Source organism: Paraburkholderia agricolaris (genome assembly GCF_009455635.1).
In the GTDB taxonomy this organism is placed as follows: Bacteria; Pseudomonadota; Gammaproteobacteria; order Burkholderiales; family Burkholderiaceae; genus Paraburkholderia; species Paraburkholderia agricolaris.
Genome location: NZ_QPER01000002.1, coordinates 3,558,860 through 3,574,168, shown reverse-complemented (window position 1 = coordinate 3,574,168; position 15,309 = coordinate 3,558,860). Strand labels below are relative to the sequence as shown.

Sequence of the window (15,309 nt, the reverse complement as noted above, 5' to 3'; positions counted from 1 at the left end):
CGCGGGCGTTGGACACGAGACGTGAGGGACGCGGTGGGAACGTCATTGGATGAAGAGCAGGGCGCGGGCGTGAATGCTTCGTTGCGTGCCGCGGCTGACAGCGCGTTGAAAGCGCCGCGCGTTGCGAAACCCTTTCAGGGGACTGCCACGGTGATGCAGGCGCTCGAAGCCGACCTGCGTCGCAATGTGCGCGGCGAAGTGCGCTTCGATCAGGGCTCGAAAGCGCTGTATGCGTCGGACGCGTCGAACTATCGGCAGGTTCCGCTCGCCGTGGTCGTGCCGTCGGATGTCGACGATCTGCTGGAAACGCTTGCTGCCTGCCGTCGCAATGACGTGCCTTTCCTGCCGCGCGGCGGCGGCACGTCGCAGAACGGCCAATGCGTGAACGTCGCGGTGGTGGCCGACGCGAGCAAGTATGTGAACCGCGTCGTGTCGGTCAATCCGGTCGAGGGTATCGCACTGGTCGAACCGGGCGTAGTGTGCGACACCTTGCGCGACGCCGCGGAACAGCACGGCCTGACGTTCGCCCCCGATCCCGCAACGCACAGTCGCTGCACGCTCGGCGGCATGATCGCCAACAACTCGTGCGGCGCGCATTCGGTGATGGCCGGCAAGACGGTCGAGAACGTCGAGGCGCTGGAAATCGCGACTTTCGATGGCGCGCGCTTCTGGGTCGGCCCGACGCCGGACGACGAACTCGACCGCATCATTGAGGCAGGCGGCCGCCAGGGTGAAATTTACGCCGCGCTCAAGCAACTGCGCGACACCTACGCCGATCAGATCCGCGCAAAATTCCCGCAGATCAAGCGGCGCGTGTCGGGTTTCAATCTCGATCAACTGCTGCCGGAAAACGGCTTTAACGTCGCGCGTGCGCTGGTCGGCACCGAAGGCACGTGCGCCGTGACCCTGCAGGCGAAAGTGCGGCTCGTGAAGAGTCCGGCGAAACGCGTGATCGTCGTGGTCGGCTTCACCGATATCTATACCGCTGCGGATGCCGTGCCGCATTTCATGCGCTGCGGGCCAATCGCGATCGAGGGGCTCGACCGCGCGATCATCCGTGGCTTGCAGGCGCGGGGTTTGAAGAAGGACGAGATTGCGTTGCTGCCGGAAGGCGATGCATGGGTCGTACTCGAATTTGGCGCCGATACGCAAGACGATGCGGTACGCCAGGCGCAAACCGCCGCGGCGTACTTTTCGTCGGGCGAAGCGGGGCCGAATGTGTCGGCGATGCTCGTCGAGGATCGCGCATTGCAGGCAAAGGTGTGGTCGATCCGCGAGACCGGGGCGTCCGCGGTGGCCTTGTCGGTGGATGCCGGCACGCCCGATCCGGTGGTCGGCTGGGAAGATGCGGCGGTCGATCCGTTGCGTCTCGGCGATTATCTGCGCGCGTTTCAGGCACTGGTGGATCGTTATGGCTACGAGACGAGTCTGTACGGCCATTTCGGCGACGGCTGCGTGCACGCGCGCATTACCTTCGACCTTCGCAGCGTGGAAGGCGTCGCGACGTGGCGCAAGTTTCTGCGCGAGGCGGCGCAGCTGGTAGTCGAATTCGGTGGCTCGCTATCGGGCGAGCACGGCGACGGTCAGGCCAAGGCCGAGTTTCTGCCGATCATGTACGGCCCTGAACTGATGCAGGCCATGGAGCAGTTCAAGGCGATCTGGGACCCCGCCAATCGACTGAATCCCGGCAAGGTCGTGCATGCATATCGCGTCGACGAAAATCTGCGCATGGGTCCCGCGTACAAACCGGTGACTCTGCAAACAAAGCTTACGTTCGCCAGCCAGCAAGGCGACGGCTTTCAGCGCGAGATCGAACGATGCATCGGCATGGGCAAGTGCCGTTCGCTCGAAGGCGGCACGATGTGCCCGAGCTATCGAGCAACACGTGAAGAGCAATACTCGACACGTGGCCGCGCGCATCTGTTCTGGGAAATGCTGCAAGGCGATGTGATCGCCGACGGCTGGCAAAGCCGCGAAGTGAAGGAGGCGCTCGATACCTGCCTCGCGTGCAAGGGCTGCAAATCCGATTGCCCGACGCGCACGGATATGGCGTCGTACAAAGCGGAGTTTCTTTCGCATTACTACGAGACGAATCGTCGGCCGCGTCAGGCGTTGTTCATGGGGCGGATCGGCGAATGGGCGCCGTGGGCGGCAAGGTTTCCGAGGCTGACGAATTTCATGACTTCAGCGCCGGGCCTGGCTGCACTCGGGAAATGGGCTGCCGGGGTGGCGCAAGCGCGGGAATTGCCGAAGTTTGCCGTGCGAACTTACCGGCAGATTGCGCAGCGATCGCTCCAGACCGAGGGCGACGTTCGCGCTCATACTCGCGCTCATGCTGATGGTGAGGTAAAGAAAGTCATTCTGTGGGTCGATACCTTCAATGATCACTTTACGCCCGAGATCGCGCAGGCTGCTGCCGATGTGCTGACGCAACTGGGCTGGCACGTCGTGCTGCCGAAGAAGCGTTTGTGTTGTGGGCGTCCGCTCTATGACTTCGGTTTGCTCGATCGTGCGCGTGAGTTGCTGACCACGATTCTCGATGACCTCGGCGACGATATTGCCGCGGGCGTGCCGTTGGTCGGCCTTGAGCCCGGTTGTCTATCGGTGTTCAAAGACGAGTTGCTAAAGCAGCTTCCCGGTCATGCGTTAGCGAAACAACTGTCGGCGCAAACTTTTCTGTTCTCCGATTTCGTCGCGCGTCAGCCGTTCGAATGGCCGACGCTCGCCGCGGACGTGATTGTGCACGGGCATTGTCATCAGAAGGCGCTGTTCGGTATGCAAGGCGATACCGCGCTGCTGGACAAGCTCGGCGTGAAATGGAAGTTGCTCGATACCGGATGCTGCGGAATGGCAGGGTCGTTCGGCTTTAACGACAAGCATCACGCGCTATCGGAGAAGATCGGTGAAGACAGGCTGTTTCCTGCCGTGCGTGCCGCAACCGCTGCGAATGCGGAAACGATCGTGCTGACCAACGGCTTTAGTTGCCGTGAGCAGATCGAGCAGGGGACGGGTCAACATGCAATGCATATCGCGCAACTGGCACAGCGGGCGTTGGCGGCGCGTTATTGAAGTGCGGTAGCGCGCGCCAAACGCCTTCGTTATTTTTTCGGCGCTTCTGCCGTAGCCGTAGCCGTAGCCGAAGTCTGCGGAATATCGGCACTGGTCGCCATCCACAACACTTCGGCGTCTTCGTCGCTGGTGGAGACCGCGGCGTGGCCGGTGCGGCTGTCGAAGTAAAGGCTGTCGCCGGCGTTCAGATGCGTCGGCGCGTACAGCTCGGAATAGAGGCACACGCTGCCGCTGATCACGTACAGAAATTCTTCGCCTTCGTGACGGCCCCAGTCATCGAACGCGTCCAGCGTGTGCGCCGAAATGCGGATACGGAACGGCAACATTGCTTTGTGCGCCAGATCCGTGGCGAGTAATTCCATCTGATAGCCGCGGTACGCGTGGCGCTGACCTTCGTTCTTGCGGGTCAATGCCCGGCGACCGCTGGCGCTGACCTTGGGTGTCGAGCCAAACAGTTCGCCGATCTCGATCTTCAGGCCGAGCACGATTTTCTGCAGGACGTCGAAAGTCGGGGACATCAGGCCGTTTTCGACCTTGGACAGCGTAGAACGGGAGACGCCGCACAGGCGGCTCGCAGTTTCCAGCGTCAAGTCCTGCGCCTGGCGGGCGGCGCGGACGCGGCGGCCGAGGTCGGTCGTGGAGGGGTCGGCGGGTCTGGTGAGGTGGGTGTCCATGGGGTGTGGCTCAAATGCGCGCCCCTGGTGAGGCGTCAGATGTTTCCGATCATAACATTTGAGTCAGTGGCTGAAGCCGGAGGCGCTTCGGCGATGAGTGTTCACGAACCTTTCGCATCGGAAACGAGGGACGGGGGACGGCCCGGGGCGTGATTGCCGCTATGGGCTCATTGTTCCAACGGGCGAGATTGCGCTTCCACGTATTGACTCGGCGTTTTGCCCAGCGATCGAAGCGATCCACGGGAATCGTTACAATCGTCCGGATGAATCCATCCTCTCAACCGCATCGCATGCCAGACGGGCTGACCTCTTATTTCTGGAGTGGCGACACTATCCGCAGCCGGCGTGTGAGCGACATCGTGCGAACCGGCACGGTCGACGTGCCCGTGTTGCCCACACGTCTGCTGGCGGATTGGGACAGGGAGATAGCGTCGCGCATGGTCCTCGAACCTGGCGACGTCGAGGTCATGCCACTGGCGCGCGCGCGGATGCGCTGGCCGGACTACACGCGCTGCGTGCAATCCATGTCCGATTGGACGGGCGCGCTTGGACTGCCCGGGGTACTGGCTGCCAGCGATATCGCCCTTATGGCCTGCCGCGGCGCGAGGTACCACCATGACGGTGAGCAATATGGCGGCGCTGTCTTCTGCAATCTTTTCCTGAGCGAGGATAAGGGGCTGGACGTGCATTTCCCCTCTTTGGACTTGCGCATTCCGCTGACTCGCGGCACGGCGCTGATGTTCGACACATGCCAGCCTCATGGTGTCATTCAGCGCCACAGCGGCGGCTTTGACGCGGCTGACTTCAGGCCTGATCAGGATTACGTCCAGATGTTTCTGACGTGGGAGCTACCCGTAGAAGATGCTCATGTCGGGCGCTCGCTTGAGGTTGCCTTCGACGTCGATCCTTCGACCGCGTCGCACCTGGATGCCGAGCAAGTCCGGTTGAACGGCGAACCGGTCATGGTGTGCCCGGAGTCTGGCCGTTGGCAGCGGACGGATTAATCGCCACGACCGCCACGACCGCCACGCCGCGGCGTCGCTCGAACAGGGCCGCCATTCGACGCAGGACGCTGACCGGCGCCATAGGCCGCCTGTATGATGGCGGGCTGGCGCCAACCCGAAAGCCCGCGCAGACGATTCGCGCAGATTGCCTATCGTGCCTATCGCCCGCTGCGGCCACCCGGCGCCAACGCATCCATTCACGATGATCCAGAGGAAGACCGCCATGACGGCCGCAACGCAATTCGATCAGGTTTCTGTTATCAAACGAGCCAACGTCTACTTCGACGGCAAGTGTGTCTCGCACACGGTTCTCTTTGCCGACGGCACGCGCAAGACGCTGGGCGTTATCCTGCCCGGCGCGCTCAACTTCGGCACCGACGCACCGGAACTGATGGAAGTGCAGGCCGGCCAGTGCCGCATCCGCCTCGAAGGCAGCGACGAGTGGAAGACGTACGGTGCTGGCGAGTCGTTCCCGGTGCCCGGCAAGAGCCGCTTCGATATCGACGTGATCGAAACGCTCGACTACGTTTGCAGCTATCTGTAAAGCCTGTCGATCCGAGCCGGCGCGCGCGGTGTTGCCGCCGCAAAAATCCGGGCGCTGCCGGTCTGACGCAAGAACGTCTGGAGACCACCGGGCCTGAAGGCTCGCGGTAGCCTCAGTGGTCTTTCAACTGCGAGACATTGCCTTGCCGACATGCTCGGCGAACGCCTTGACCTTGGCCGAATGCCGGCGCTCCATTGGGCTTACCAGATGGATCGGGATGGGGATCGTTTCCCAGTCCGGCAGCATCCTTTGCACTTCGCCACTGGCCAACTCTTCATCGAACAGCCAGTTCGGCGAATAGCCGATACCCATACCCGCAAGAACCGACGCCCGCATAACCTCACTGCTGTTGGTTTGCAGATTGCCTTCGACCCGCACGATACGCGTCGTTCCCACCGGGTCTGCCGCGCCAGGCCCTGCCGTAAAACGCCACGCGTTGCGCATCGCCAGTTCCGTGTAGACGATGCAGTTGTGCTCGACCAGGTCGTCGGGAACGCGCGGCGCCTTCGTTCCTTTGGGCAGTGAGCGCACGTAGTTGCGATGTGCCATCAGCATCCGCTGGGCCGTTCCAACGCGACGCGCGATGAGGCTGCTGTCCGGTAGATCGCCGATGCGCACCGCGACGTCGATCCCCTGTTCCACGAGATCGACAAAACCGTCGCTCAGGCGCAGGTCGATCTTCACACCCCGATGTTCTGCCAGAAACGACTGAACCAGAGGCATGAGCTTGAGGCGCCCAAAGCCGACCGAAGCCGCGATTCGCAGCCAGCCCGTCAGTTGCTGTTCGCCGCGCCGCAGCGCGCCTTCGGCCTCCGCGATCTCCGCAACCAGGCGCCGCGCCTGTTCGAAATAGCGCTCACCTTCTTCCGTTAGCGCAAGCGAACGCGTGGTTCGCGTCAGCAGCCGCGCGCCCAGTTCACGCTCGAGCGCGGCGACCTGTTTGCTCACAGCGCTTTGCGTCGTGTCGGCCTCGTGCGCGACCGCGGAAAAGCTGCCCGCTTCCACCACCCGCACGAAAGTCCTCATTGCCTGCAGCTTATCCATTTTGCTCAATATATTCCTGGGTGGAATCGGTTATATGAGCATACACCAGCTATATCGCCAATCTGGAATCAGTCAAAGTTCAGTCATCGCAACCGCGATTCGACTCAACCCAATCCAAGGAGTACCGCCATGAACTCACCCGTCGTCCTTATCACTGGCGCGCTGACCGGCATCGGCCGCGCTACCGCTCTTGCCTTCGCTCGCGAAGGAAACCGCGTGGTCGTTAGCGGCCGTCGCGAAGAGGCGGGCCAGGCGCTTGCCGCCGAACTGCGCGCGCTCGGCGTCGAAGCCGAATTCCTGCGCGCCGACGTGCGCTTCGAAGCCGAAGTGCGCAGCCTTGTCGAGCAGACCGTCGAGCGGTTCGGGCGCATTGACGTGGCGGTCAATAACGCCGGCACGGAAGGTCAACTGGCGCCGATCGTCGAGCAGACGGCGACCAATTACGAAGACACGTTCTCGGTCAACGTGCTCGGCACGCTGCTGTCGCTCAAGCACGAGATGCGCGTGATGCTGGCGCAGGGTGCGGGTTCGATCATCAATCTTTCGTCGATCGCGGGCCAGGTCGGCATTGCGGGCGCGTCGGTTTATGCGGCCAGCAAGCATGCGGTTGAGGGGCTCACGAAGAGCGCGGCGCTCGAAGGCGCTGCCGTGGGCGTACGCGTCAACGCCGTCGCGCCGGGTCCGGTCGCCACCGAAATGCTCGATCGCTTTGCCGGCGGCAGCGAAGAAGGCAAGGCCAGTTTCCTCGCGACGATACCGGCACGCCGCGCCGCGACCCCGGATGAGATCGCCCAGACCATTGTGTTCCTTGCGAGCGACAAGGCGCGCTATCTCACCGGACAGAACATCGCGGTCGACGGCGCCTATACGGCGCAATAGCGCACCGGTTTTATCTACCCGAAGTGTCCAATTTTCTACCAAGGTTTTACCAAGGAGCATCACTATGACCACCATCAATGTCCCGACGCGCGACGAAGTTTCCCCGGCTAACCAGGCCCTCTTCGATAAGCTCAAGGGCAGCCTCGGCACGGTGCCCAACCTGTACGCGACGCTGGCCCATTCCGAGCATGCGCTCGGCAGCTATCTCGCGTTCCAGAACGCGAAGAGCAGCATTACCGGCAAGGCGCGCGAAATCGTGAACCTCGTCGTGAGCCAGGTGAACGACTGCGAATACTGTCTGGCGGCACATACCGTGATCGGCAAGATGAACGGCTTGACCGACGAACAGATGCTCGAGATCCGCAGCGGCAGGGCAAGTTTCGACGCGAAGTTCGACGCGCTCGCACGATTGGTGAAGAACATCGCGATCAACCGCGGACATGCCGATCAGGCGCTCGTCGAAGCGTTCTTCGCCGCGGGCTGGAGCAAGGCCAATCTGGTCGACACGATCGTCGTGATCGGCGACAAGACCGTCACTAACTATTTGCACGGAACGACACGCGTACCGGTGGACTTCCCCGCTGCGCCGCAACTTCCTGCCTGAGCGTTGGAGCCGGGCCGCGGCTACAGCCAGTGCCAGATGCCCGCGGCCCAACCGGTGAGCGGCCCATGCGCCCAGGTCGCGACGAGCCAGACGAAGAGGCCGCCCAGCAGCGCGTGCGAGCCGAATCCACCCAACTGCGCACGGCCGGCGGCGATCGCCGCGAACGGCAGGTAGCTCGTCTTCGATTCCCATACCGGCCAGAGATCGGGCTGGAGCCGTTCCTTCTTCCGGTCCTGCAAAGCAGCACCAACCAGTGCGAGGAAGACGACAGCCGCCGCGAGGATGAGGTTCTTGGCCACCGGGAACACCGCGGCGTGGCACAGCCCCCAAAGCGCGAACGACCACATCATCGGATGGCGCGTTACCGCGAACACGCCGCGCGCCGTTTCCGGGAACGGGCCGGGCTGGCCGCCGGTGGGGAGGGCCGGGTTGCGGATCAGCGAGCCCATCAGCAGGATCGACGCGATCAGCATCACTACGGTTGCCACCGCCCAGAGCACATTTCCTGCCGGCCACAACGGCGCGGTGAGGGGCGCATGCACGTAGGCCACGATCAGCCAGCCGAACGTCGCGAATGCCACCAGCGAATAGACGCCGAGGAAGCCCTTTTCGCCGATTGCGCGGACGAGAAGCCCGCGCAGAGGATGAGACAGAAGAAAGTGGCTTCCCACGAAGGCGATTGCCGCCGCTGCAACTGCGCTGGTGCTTCCCATTGGCCTGGCTCCTCAAGTCAAATCGTCGACTGACCGCATTGCCCTCATCCGCGAAGAGGCGTGGCCGGACGGAGTCGCCGCTGCCGGCATGACGTGCACTTCAGCATTGAAGAGGCCTTCATCTGGACAGGTCGTCATGACAATTCAAACCGCCATCACGGGGCGGGTTATGACCCCGGTTCCGTGTCCAGTACCGAAGATTACTCCTGACGCGGGCAAACCGGTCAATTACGCGGGAACCGGCGCAGGGGCGGGCATTCCAGCGTGCCTTTGGCGCGTAGATCCACGGCATTCGGATTCATGGACCCGGTTTGCAGCAGGGTGAGCAATCGCACTCTGCGGTACATTTATTACTATGTCCGCTGGGGACGCGGCGACTGCACCGCGGTTGCGAAGCGTCTTCGGGGCAGTCGGCAGTGCTTGCCATGCCGCGAAGCCTGCCTGCATGGTAAATCGGCCCTCCTGTCAGTCTCATGAGCAAGGAGCAAGAGCTTGGACGATCGTGTTCATAAGGAAGCCAGACCGGCGACGAGAACCGAGCGCACCACGCTTGCGGTAAGAGAGGTATTGGAAGGCCGCCGCGGCGGTGCGCTGATGCTTCTGCCGTTTGCCGGGCCGGCCGTGGTGGTCTCGGTTGCCTACATGGATCCGGGCAACTTTGCGACGAATATTCAGGCGGGCGCCAGATACGGTTACGCGTTGCTCTGGGTCGTGCTATTGGCCAACCTGGTGGCGATGCAGTTCCAGGCGCTCTCGGCGAAGCTCGGCATCGTCACCGGGCGAAACCTTGCGGAACTGTGCCGCGAACGGTTTCCGAAACCTGTCGTGCTGGGCATGTGGGCCGTCAGCGAAATCGCCGCGATGGCAACCGATCTGGCGGAATTTCTCGGTGGCGCAATCGGACTGTCGTTGCTGTTTCACATGCCATTGCTTGGCGGCATGGTGGTCACGGCGATAGTGACCTACGGCCTGCTGTTGTTTGAGAGCGCCGGTTTTCGTCCGCTTGAACTGGCGATCGGAGCACTCGTCGGCATCATTGGCTTGTCCTACCTTGCCGAGTTGTTCATTACGCCGATTGCGTGGCCGAGTGTCCTCGCCCATACCTTTTCCCCCCGGTTGCCCGACGCTAGCGCGCTGACGATCGCCGTGGGGATCGTCGGAGCGACCGTGATGCCGCATGCGCTTTTCCTGCACTCCGGACTCACGCAAGGGCGAGCACCCGCGAGAACGGAGAGTGAGCGGGCAAAGCTGCTGAAATTCTCGAATATCGAAGTCGTCATCGCGCTGACCATTGCAGGTCTCATCAATATGGCGATGGTTATCATGGCCGCCGGTGCATTCCACAGTGGGCACCCGGACGTGGCGGAAATCGAAACGGCCTATCACACGCTGGCGCCGCTATTAGGGATTGGTGCGGCGGGGATTTTCCTGTTGTCGCTGATCGCTTCGGGCATCTCGAGTTCCGTCGTTGGTACCATGGCGGGCCAGATGATCATGCAAGGGTTTGTGGGTTTTCGCATTCCGTTATGGCTGCGCCGCGCCGTTACCATGGTGCCGAGTTTCGTCGTGGTGGCGCTTGGCGTCAATGCGACTCAGGCGCTCGTTCTCAGCCAGGTTGTATTGAGCCTCGCGTTGCCATTGCCGATGGCTGTGCTGGTATGGTTCACCTGTAGCAAGGAGGTGATGGGCCCATACAGAAATCGCGCGCTCGTTGCCGTGATCGCTACGTTGGCGGCATTCATCGTCTTATCGTTCAATGTCGTGCTGATCCTGCAAACGTTCGGCGTTGAGATTCCTGGCTTGCCGGGCTAAACCCATTCATAGCCACCCCTACACGTTATTGCCGTATGCCACGACAGCCGAATCCGTCACCGCTCAAACCGCGCCGGGCGCCCAGTCAGCCCCGCTCCGAGCGCATGGTTGCCACCTTGCTCGAAGCGGCCGCACAGGTGCTTGAAACAAAGGGACTCGAAGGTTTCAATACGAACGCGGTCGCGGAGCGTGCCGGTGTCAGCGTCGGTTCGCTGTATCAGTACTTCCCCGGCAAGGACGCGTTGACGATCGCACTGATGCAGCGAGAAAAAGAGCGCTTCTATCAGGATGCGCTGAGCGCGCTCGATCACGCGAACGGACCCGCCGCGCTCAATCATCTGATTGGCTGCTCGGTGCGGCAGCAGTTTGCGAGACCCACGCTCGCACGATTACTCGACGTCGAAGAGAGCCGGCCGCAACTGCGCGAGGCGCTAACCGGCACCGGCACGATGCACGCCTTGCTGGCGCAGATTCTTACGAGTGACGGTTTGCCGCCGCAAGACGACACGGTGCTCGCCGCACACGATCTGATGGCGATCGTCCGTGGTCTCGTGGACGAGGCTGGTGAGCGCGGGGAGACGGATATGACCGGACTGACTCGCCGCGTGACGGCGGCCGTGCTGGGCTATCTGACGATGATGTCGAACGCCGGTACCGGATGGAATAGCGATTCACCCGCCACGGAAACGCCGCAATCCGCGAGCAAACGCGAGCACGCTGTACGCGAGGCGCCGACGCGCAGGCTGAAACGCCCGTAGCACGGGCTTGAGCGGCGATCGGCGCGAGCGCGGCGATGCGAGTATTGAACGCGAGCTTTTACTCGTAACATTCTCCGTATGGAACGCAACGAGCGATCCAGATCAACGGAGATTGACATGACGAGTATCACCACCACCATGAAGCTCAATCACGCGAGCTTCCCCTCTTCCGATGTGAGCGCCACCGCCAGCTTCTTCGAGGCCCATCTGGGCTGTACTGTTGCGATGCGAGGCGCGAGCTGGTTGCTGAAACGTCCGGGATTCGACATCGTGATCGAGGACGCCGCCGACCATCCGGTCGAATGGCCGCATAACTTTCACATTGGCTTCGAACTGCCCACCGTCGACGATGTTCGCGCGCTTCATGGGCAGATGGCTGCCGCGAACGTCGTGATGAAAACCGACGTGTTCGCGCATGAGCGCGGTTCGCGATTCTTCTGCGAAGTACCGGGCGGCGTCCTCGTCGAAATCAATACCCGTTCAGATGCCGACGAGAAGTATCGTGGCACCTTCGACTGGTAACCTGGTTACTGTCTGGAGTGAATGTATTCGCCGGCAGGCGATACGGAGCGGGACGGCGGCCCGTAACCACGGGCCACCGCGCTCACGCGCGTTTGAGATGCGCGCAATGAAAAGTTGTTGCCGGTACCGAAAGCAATCGATTTCGATCCGCTTGCTTAGTGTCCGTTCAGCAGGACATTTGCAATGACACCGGTCGCGACGGCGGCGAGTACATAGTCTCCGTTCACGCCGACCCACTGATAGCCGCGCGGCGGCGCTTGCAGGCCGTGATCGTGCCAGTTGTCGACGACGTAATTACGGTCGCGGTATTCCGCCGGAAGGCGCTCACCCTTGTGCCAATCGTTATGAGGAACCGGACCGCCCGGGCCTCCCAAAGACGCTTCGTGAGGCGCAGGTCCGTGACCGCGGCCATACTGGCCGCCATGACCCGGATTCTGGCGCTGGTGCTGCGGCGGGCCGCCATGATTGTCGTCGTGTTGCTGTGCGAAGACAGCGGTGGACGTGCCGAGTAACGAAACGATCAAAAGTGGTGCGGCGATTGTCAACTTCATGGCTTTGTCCCTGAGTGAATGACGCGATAGCAGTCTGGCGCTCGAAGCTATGTCTGCCACGAAGCGCCTGCTGCGTGTTGATTGCCTCGCTACGCGACGTGGTTCGCTTATTAACGCTCACATCGTCTGCGTTGGCAAATAATGTCATAAGAACGTCAGTTCGCCAAAGCCGCGCGTGATTGCTTCGAAGAATCGGGTCACGTGACATAGCGGTGTCACAGGACAGCGCTTTGACCGTTATATTGGGGCTAAGGCTAGCAGGCTGGTTTTCTTACTGTTCGACTTGTCCCGCTGCAATGTCTTCGAGCGACCTTCCGCGCGTGGGCACCCCCATGAGCACCACGGCTATCGCACCCGTCAGCAGCACTAGCGTTGTTGCACCGAACACACCGGCAAAGCCCAGCAGCGGATAAACATACCCGACAAGGATCGGCGCGGCGATCGCGCCCAGCCGGCCAATTGACGAAGCGAGCCCCGTGCCCGTGGCGCGCACGTCGGTAGGAAACACCTCGGGGGTGTAAGCATAAACACCCGCATAGGTGCCGTTCATGAAGAACGACAGCAGGATGCCCGACACCATGATGCCTGCGTCCGTGCGCGTCAATGCAAGCCCGAGCGCCGATACTCCGCCCAATATCATGTACGACGCGATCGTTGCCTGCCGGCCGATCTTCTCGTTGAGCCACGCACCCGAAAAATACCCCGGAATCTGTGCAAGGTAAATCACGAGCGAATACGAAAAGCTCCGCGTGATCGTCATTCCGTTCTGAACCAGCAAGCCGGGAATCCACGTGAAAAAGGCGTAATAGCTGAACGTGATGGATAACCACATCAGCCACGTCATTGCCGTGATGCGCGCGAGTTTTTTTGTCCACAACGCCTTCACGTTCGCGACGATTGAAGCTCGTCCCGCTGCGCGCGGAACACTTGCGTTGCGCACAGCGGGCAGCGGCTCCAACTGTACGCCTGCCCGGGTCACCTCCGCTTCCATCTGCGACACGATCGCGTCGGCTTCCGCGTGCCGGTCGCGCGCTTCAAGCCAGCGTGGCGACTCGGGCAACGCGCGGCGCCACCAGAGCAGCATCAGAATGGGCAGCGCGGTGATGACCATGACCGCGCGCCATGCATTCGGTGCGAGCGGGATCACCAGATAGCCGAGCAGCGCGGCTGCAACGAAACCGAAGGAGAAGAACCCGGCGAGACTGCCAGTGAAACTGCCGCGATACCGCCGCGCCACGAACTCCGAAAGAAACGGCGCGACGATCGCGCTTTCCGCGCCCGTCCCCAAGCCGGCAACGATGCGCGTCGCAAGAAAAAATCCCCAATCATTCGCGAGCGCGCTGGCAAGAGACGCCACACAGTAAATCACGAGCGCGTACATCATCACCTTGCGTCGGCCGATGATGTCGCCAAGCATCCCCGCGAACATCGCGCCGACGAAATAGCCGATGAACGTGCCGCTTCCGAGCACCCCCGTCTGCACACTCGTCAGCCCCCATTGTGTGCGCAGCACCGGCAGCAGGAAGGCGAGCACGGCGGCGTCCATTGCATCGAAGGTGTAGCCGAGGCCGCCCATCAACAGCAGACGGCGGTGAAAACCTGAAAACGGCAGGCGTTCGATGCGGGCGGCGATCATCGACATGAGCAGGCTCCGATAAGAACTGTGGGCGCGACAGACGCAGGCTTACACGGTCAATGCCCTTCGAGTTCGTTGACGAAGAGCCGGCCGTCCTTCATCACGAGCGGAATATGCTCGCCTTGACCCAACAGGCAATCGACAGACTTCAGAGGATTGCCATCGACCACCAGCACATCGGCGTGAGCACCCGGCACGATTCTGCCGAGCTTGTCCTGCATGCCGAGCACTTCCGCGCTCACGACCGTTGCACTCGCGATTACCTCGGCCGGTGACAGGACTTCGGCCAGAATCCGGAACTCGTCGCTTTGCAGACGCTGGGCTTCGCCGAGCAGGTCCGTGCCGAAACCCATTTTGACGCCGGCTCGTTTCATGATTTCAATCGAATGCAGACCGGCACCATGCACGTCCGCGATCTTGGCGATGCTTGCCGGCGGCAGCCCATATTTCTCACCTTCGCTTGCAAGCGCGTCGTAAGTAACGAGGGTTGGCACGACATACGCACCGTGCTCGGCGACGAGGCGTGCCGTTTCATCGTCGATCAGGTTGCCGTGTTCGATCGTGCGCACGCCGCAGCGCACCGCGCGTGCGATCGCCGCCGGCGTGTAGGCATGCGCGAGTACGTAGGTGCCGCGCCCCTGAGCTTCGGCCACGATCGCGCGGATCTCGTCCTCGGAGTAACCGAATGCACCGACCGGGTCGGTTGGTGAGGCCACGCCGCCCGAAGCCATGATCTTGATCTGGTCGGCGCCCATCTGCAGTTCTTCACGCACGGCCCGGCGCACCTCATCGACGCCGTCCGCCACGCGGCCCAGTGCGCCTACGCGCACGCAGCATCCGCAGGGTGAGTCGGGCGGCATGTAGTCGGAGCGGGCGCGCGGATCGGCATGGCCGCCCGTCTGGCTCAAGGCCCGGCCGGATACGAAGAGGCGTGGCCCCTCGACGAGCCCCGACTCGACCGCCTGCTTGAACGGATATCCGGCGCCGCCGGCGTCGCGCACGGTGGTGAAGCCGCGGCGCAGCATCGCGCGCATGATTGGCACGGCGCGCAGCGTAACCAGCACGTTGGGTAGCGTCGCGACACGCGGCAGATTGAACTCGATCGCGACGACGTGCACGTGCAAATCGATCAGACCCGGCATGATCGTTTTGCCTTTGACGTCAATGACGTGCGCGTTGCTGCTCTTTATCGGCTTGTCGGATACCTCGCGGACGAAGCCATCTTCAATGAGGATCTCGAAGCCTTCCAGCAGATCAGGATGGGTGGGATCGAGAAGCGCGCCGTTACGTAAGAGGAAGGTGGTCAACTATTGTCTCCTTCAGGTTTCGATCGCCGCGCCCGGTATTCGGGCCGTGCCTCGAGTATGCAGGTATGACGCATGGAAGCGCTGCCAGGATATTCATCAGGATCGGTCCGGTACAGATCATGTCTGTGCGCTGACCAACACGTGGTGCGAAGCGTTCATGTTTCACCGGACGGCCGGTCATGCTGCACCGCG

14 protein-coding genes are annotated in these 15,309 nt (G+C 62.1%); 8 read left to right on the top strand and 6 right to left on the bottom strand.

The annotated features are described in order from the left end of the window. Positions 1–33: 33 nt before the first annotated feature. On the top strand, positions 34–3,069 hold the full coding sequence (locus tag GH665_RS37235) for an FAD-binding and (Fe-S)-binding domain-containing protein (RefSeq protein ID WP_153141994.1): 3,036 nt from the start codon (positions 34–36) through the stop codon (positions 3,067–3,069). A 29-nt stretch (positions 3,070–3,098) separates the two neighbouring features. On the opposite strand, the gene GH665_RS37230 is transcribed toward GH665_RS37235, so the two are convergent. Continuing rightward, positions 3,099–3,743, bottom strand: a complete 645-nt coding sequence (locus tag GH665_RS37230) for a helix-turn-helix domain-containing protein (RefSeq protein WP_153141993.1) — start codon at positions 3,741–3,743, stop codon at positions 3,099–3,101. A gap of 263 nt (positions 3,744–4,006) precedes the next feature. Here GH665_RS37230 and GH665_RS37225 point away from each other — a divergent pair, with 263 nt between their 5' ends. Further along, complete coding sequence (locus tag GH665_RS37225; protein ID WP_153141992.1) at positions 4,007–4,747, top strand: hypothetical protein; 741 nt, start codon at positions 4,007–4,009, stop codon at positions 4,745–4,747. A gap of 223 nt (positions 4,748–4,970) precedes the next feature. Beyond that, positions 4,971–5,291 carry a pyrimidine/purine nucleoside phosphorylase gene (gene ppnP / locus GH665_RS37220; protein WP_153141991.1) on the top strand — a complete coding sequence of 107 codons (321 nt, stop codon included), beginning with the start codon at positions 4,971–4,973 and terminating at the stop codon, positions 5,289–5,291. 123 nt (positions 5,292–5,414) lie between these two features. On the opposite strand, the gene GH665_RS37215 is transcribed toward ppnP, so the two are convergent. Next, entirely contained in the window at positions 5,415–6,335 is a 921-nt protein-coding gene (locus GH665_RS37215) for a LysR family transcriptional regulator (protein WP_153141990.1), read from the bottom strand. Positions 6,336–6,464: 129 nt separating this feature from the next. Here GH665_RS37215 and GH665_RS37210 point away from each other — a divergent pair, with 129 nt between their 5' ends. Then, a complete protein-coding gene (locus tag GH665_RS37210) occupies positions 6,465–7,214 on the top strand; it encodes an SDR family NAD(P)-dependent oxidoreductase (protein WP_153141989.1) in 750 nt (249 codons plus the stop codon). Between the two features lie 64 nt (positions 7,215–7,278). Next, on the top strand, positions 7,279–7,818 hold the full coding sequence (locus tag GH665_RS37205; RefSeq protein ID WP_153141988.1) for a carboxymuconolactone decarboxylase family protein: 540 nt from the start codon (positions 7,279–7,281) through the stop codon (positions 7,816–7,818). A 20-nt stretch (positions 7,819–7,838) separates the two neighbouring features. Here the strand turns inward: GH665_RS37205 and GH665_RS37200 are convergent, their stop codons facing one another. After that, positions 7,839–8,531: an NnrU family protein gene (locus tag GH665_RS37200; protein WP_153141987.1), complete on the bottom strand. Its 693-nt coding sequence runs from the start codon at positions 8,529–8,531 to the stop codon at positions 7,839–7,841. A gap of 492 nt (positions 8,532–9,023) precedes the next feature. Between GH665_RS37200 and GH665_RS37195 the strand changes: the two genes are divergently transcribed. The 3 genes from GH665_RS37195 (at position 9,024) to GH665_RS37185 (ending at position 11,623) form a co-directional block, all read left to right on the top strand. Next, entirely contained in the window at positions 9,024–10,343 is a 1,320-nt protein-coding gene (locus tag GH665_RS37195) for an Nramp family divalent metal transporter (RefSeq protein ID WP_153141986.1), read from the top strand. A 104-nt stretch (positions 10,344–10,447) separates the two neighbouring features. After that, positions 10,448–11,101 (top strand): TetR/AcrR family transcriptional regulator, encoded by a 654-nt coding sequence (locus GH665_RS37190; protein WP_246216503.1) that lies wholly within the window; start codon positions 10,448–10,450, stop codon positions 11,099–11,101. Between the two features lie 117 nt (positions 11,102–11,218). Then, the gene (locus GH665_RS37185; protein ID WP_046573127.1) at positions 11,219–11,623 is read left to right on the top strand and encodes a VOC family protein; all 405 of its coding nucleotides are present in this window, start codon (positions 11,219–11,221) and stop codon (positions 11,621–11,623) included. A 155-nt stretch (positions 11,624–11,778) separates the two neighbouring features. Here GH665_RS37185 and GH665_RS37180 read toward each other — a convergent pair whose 3' ends face one another. The 3 genes from GH665_RS37180 to GH665_RS37170 all read right to left on the bottom strand — a co-directional run bounded on the left by GH665_RS37180 (position 11,779) and on the right by GH665_RS37170 (position 15,117). Then, complete coding sequence (locus tag GH665_RS37180) at positions 11,779–12,174, bottom strand: RcnB family protein (RefSeq protein ID WP_153141984.1); 396 nt, start codon at positions 12,172–12,174, stop codon at positions 11,779–11,781. A gap of 271 nt (positions 12,175–12,445) precedes the next feature. Beyond that, positions 12,446–13,816, bottom strand: coding sequence for an MFS transporter (locus tag GH665_RS37175; protein ID WP_153141983.1), 1,371 nt, complete (start codon positions 13,814–13,816; stop codon positions 12,446–12,448). 50 nt (positions 13,817–13,866) lie between these two features. After that, entirely contained in the window at positions 13,867–15,117 is a 1,251-nt protein-coding gene (locus GH665_RS37170) for a metal-dependent hydrolase family protein (RefSeq protein ID WP_153141982.1), read from the bottom strand. Positions 15,118–15,309 lie beyond the last annotated feature (192 nt).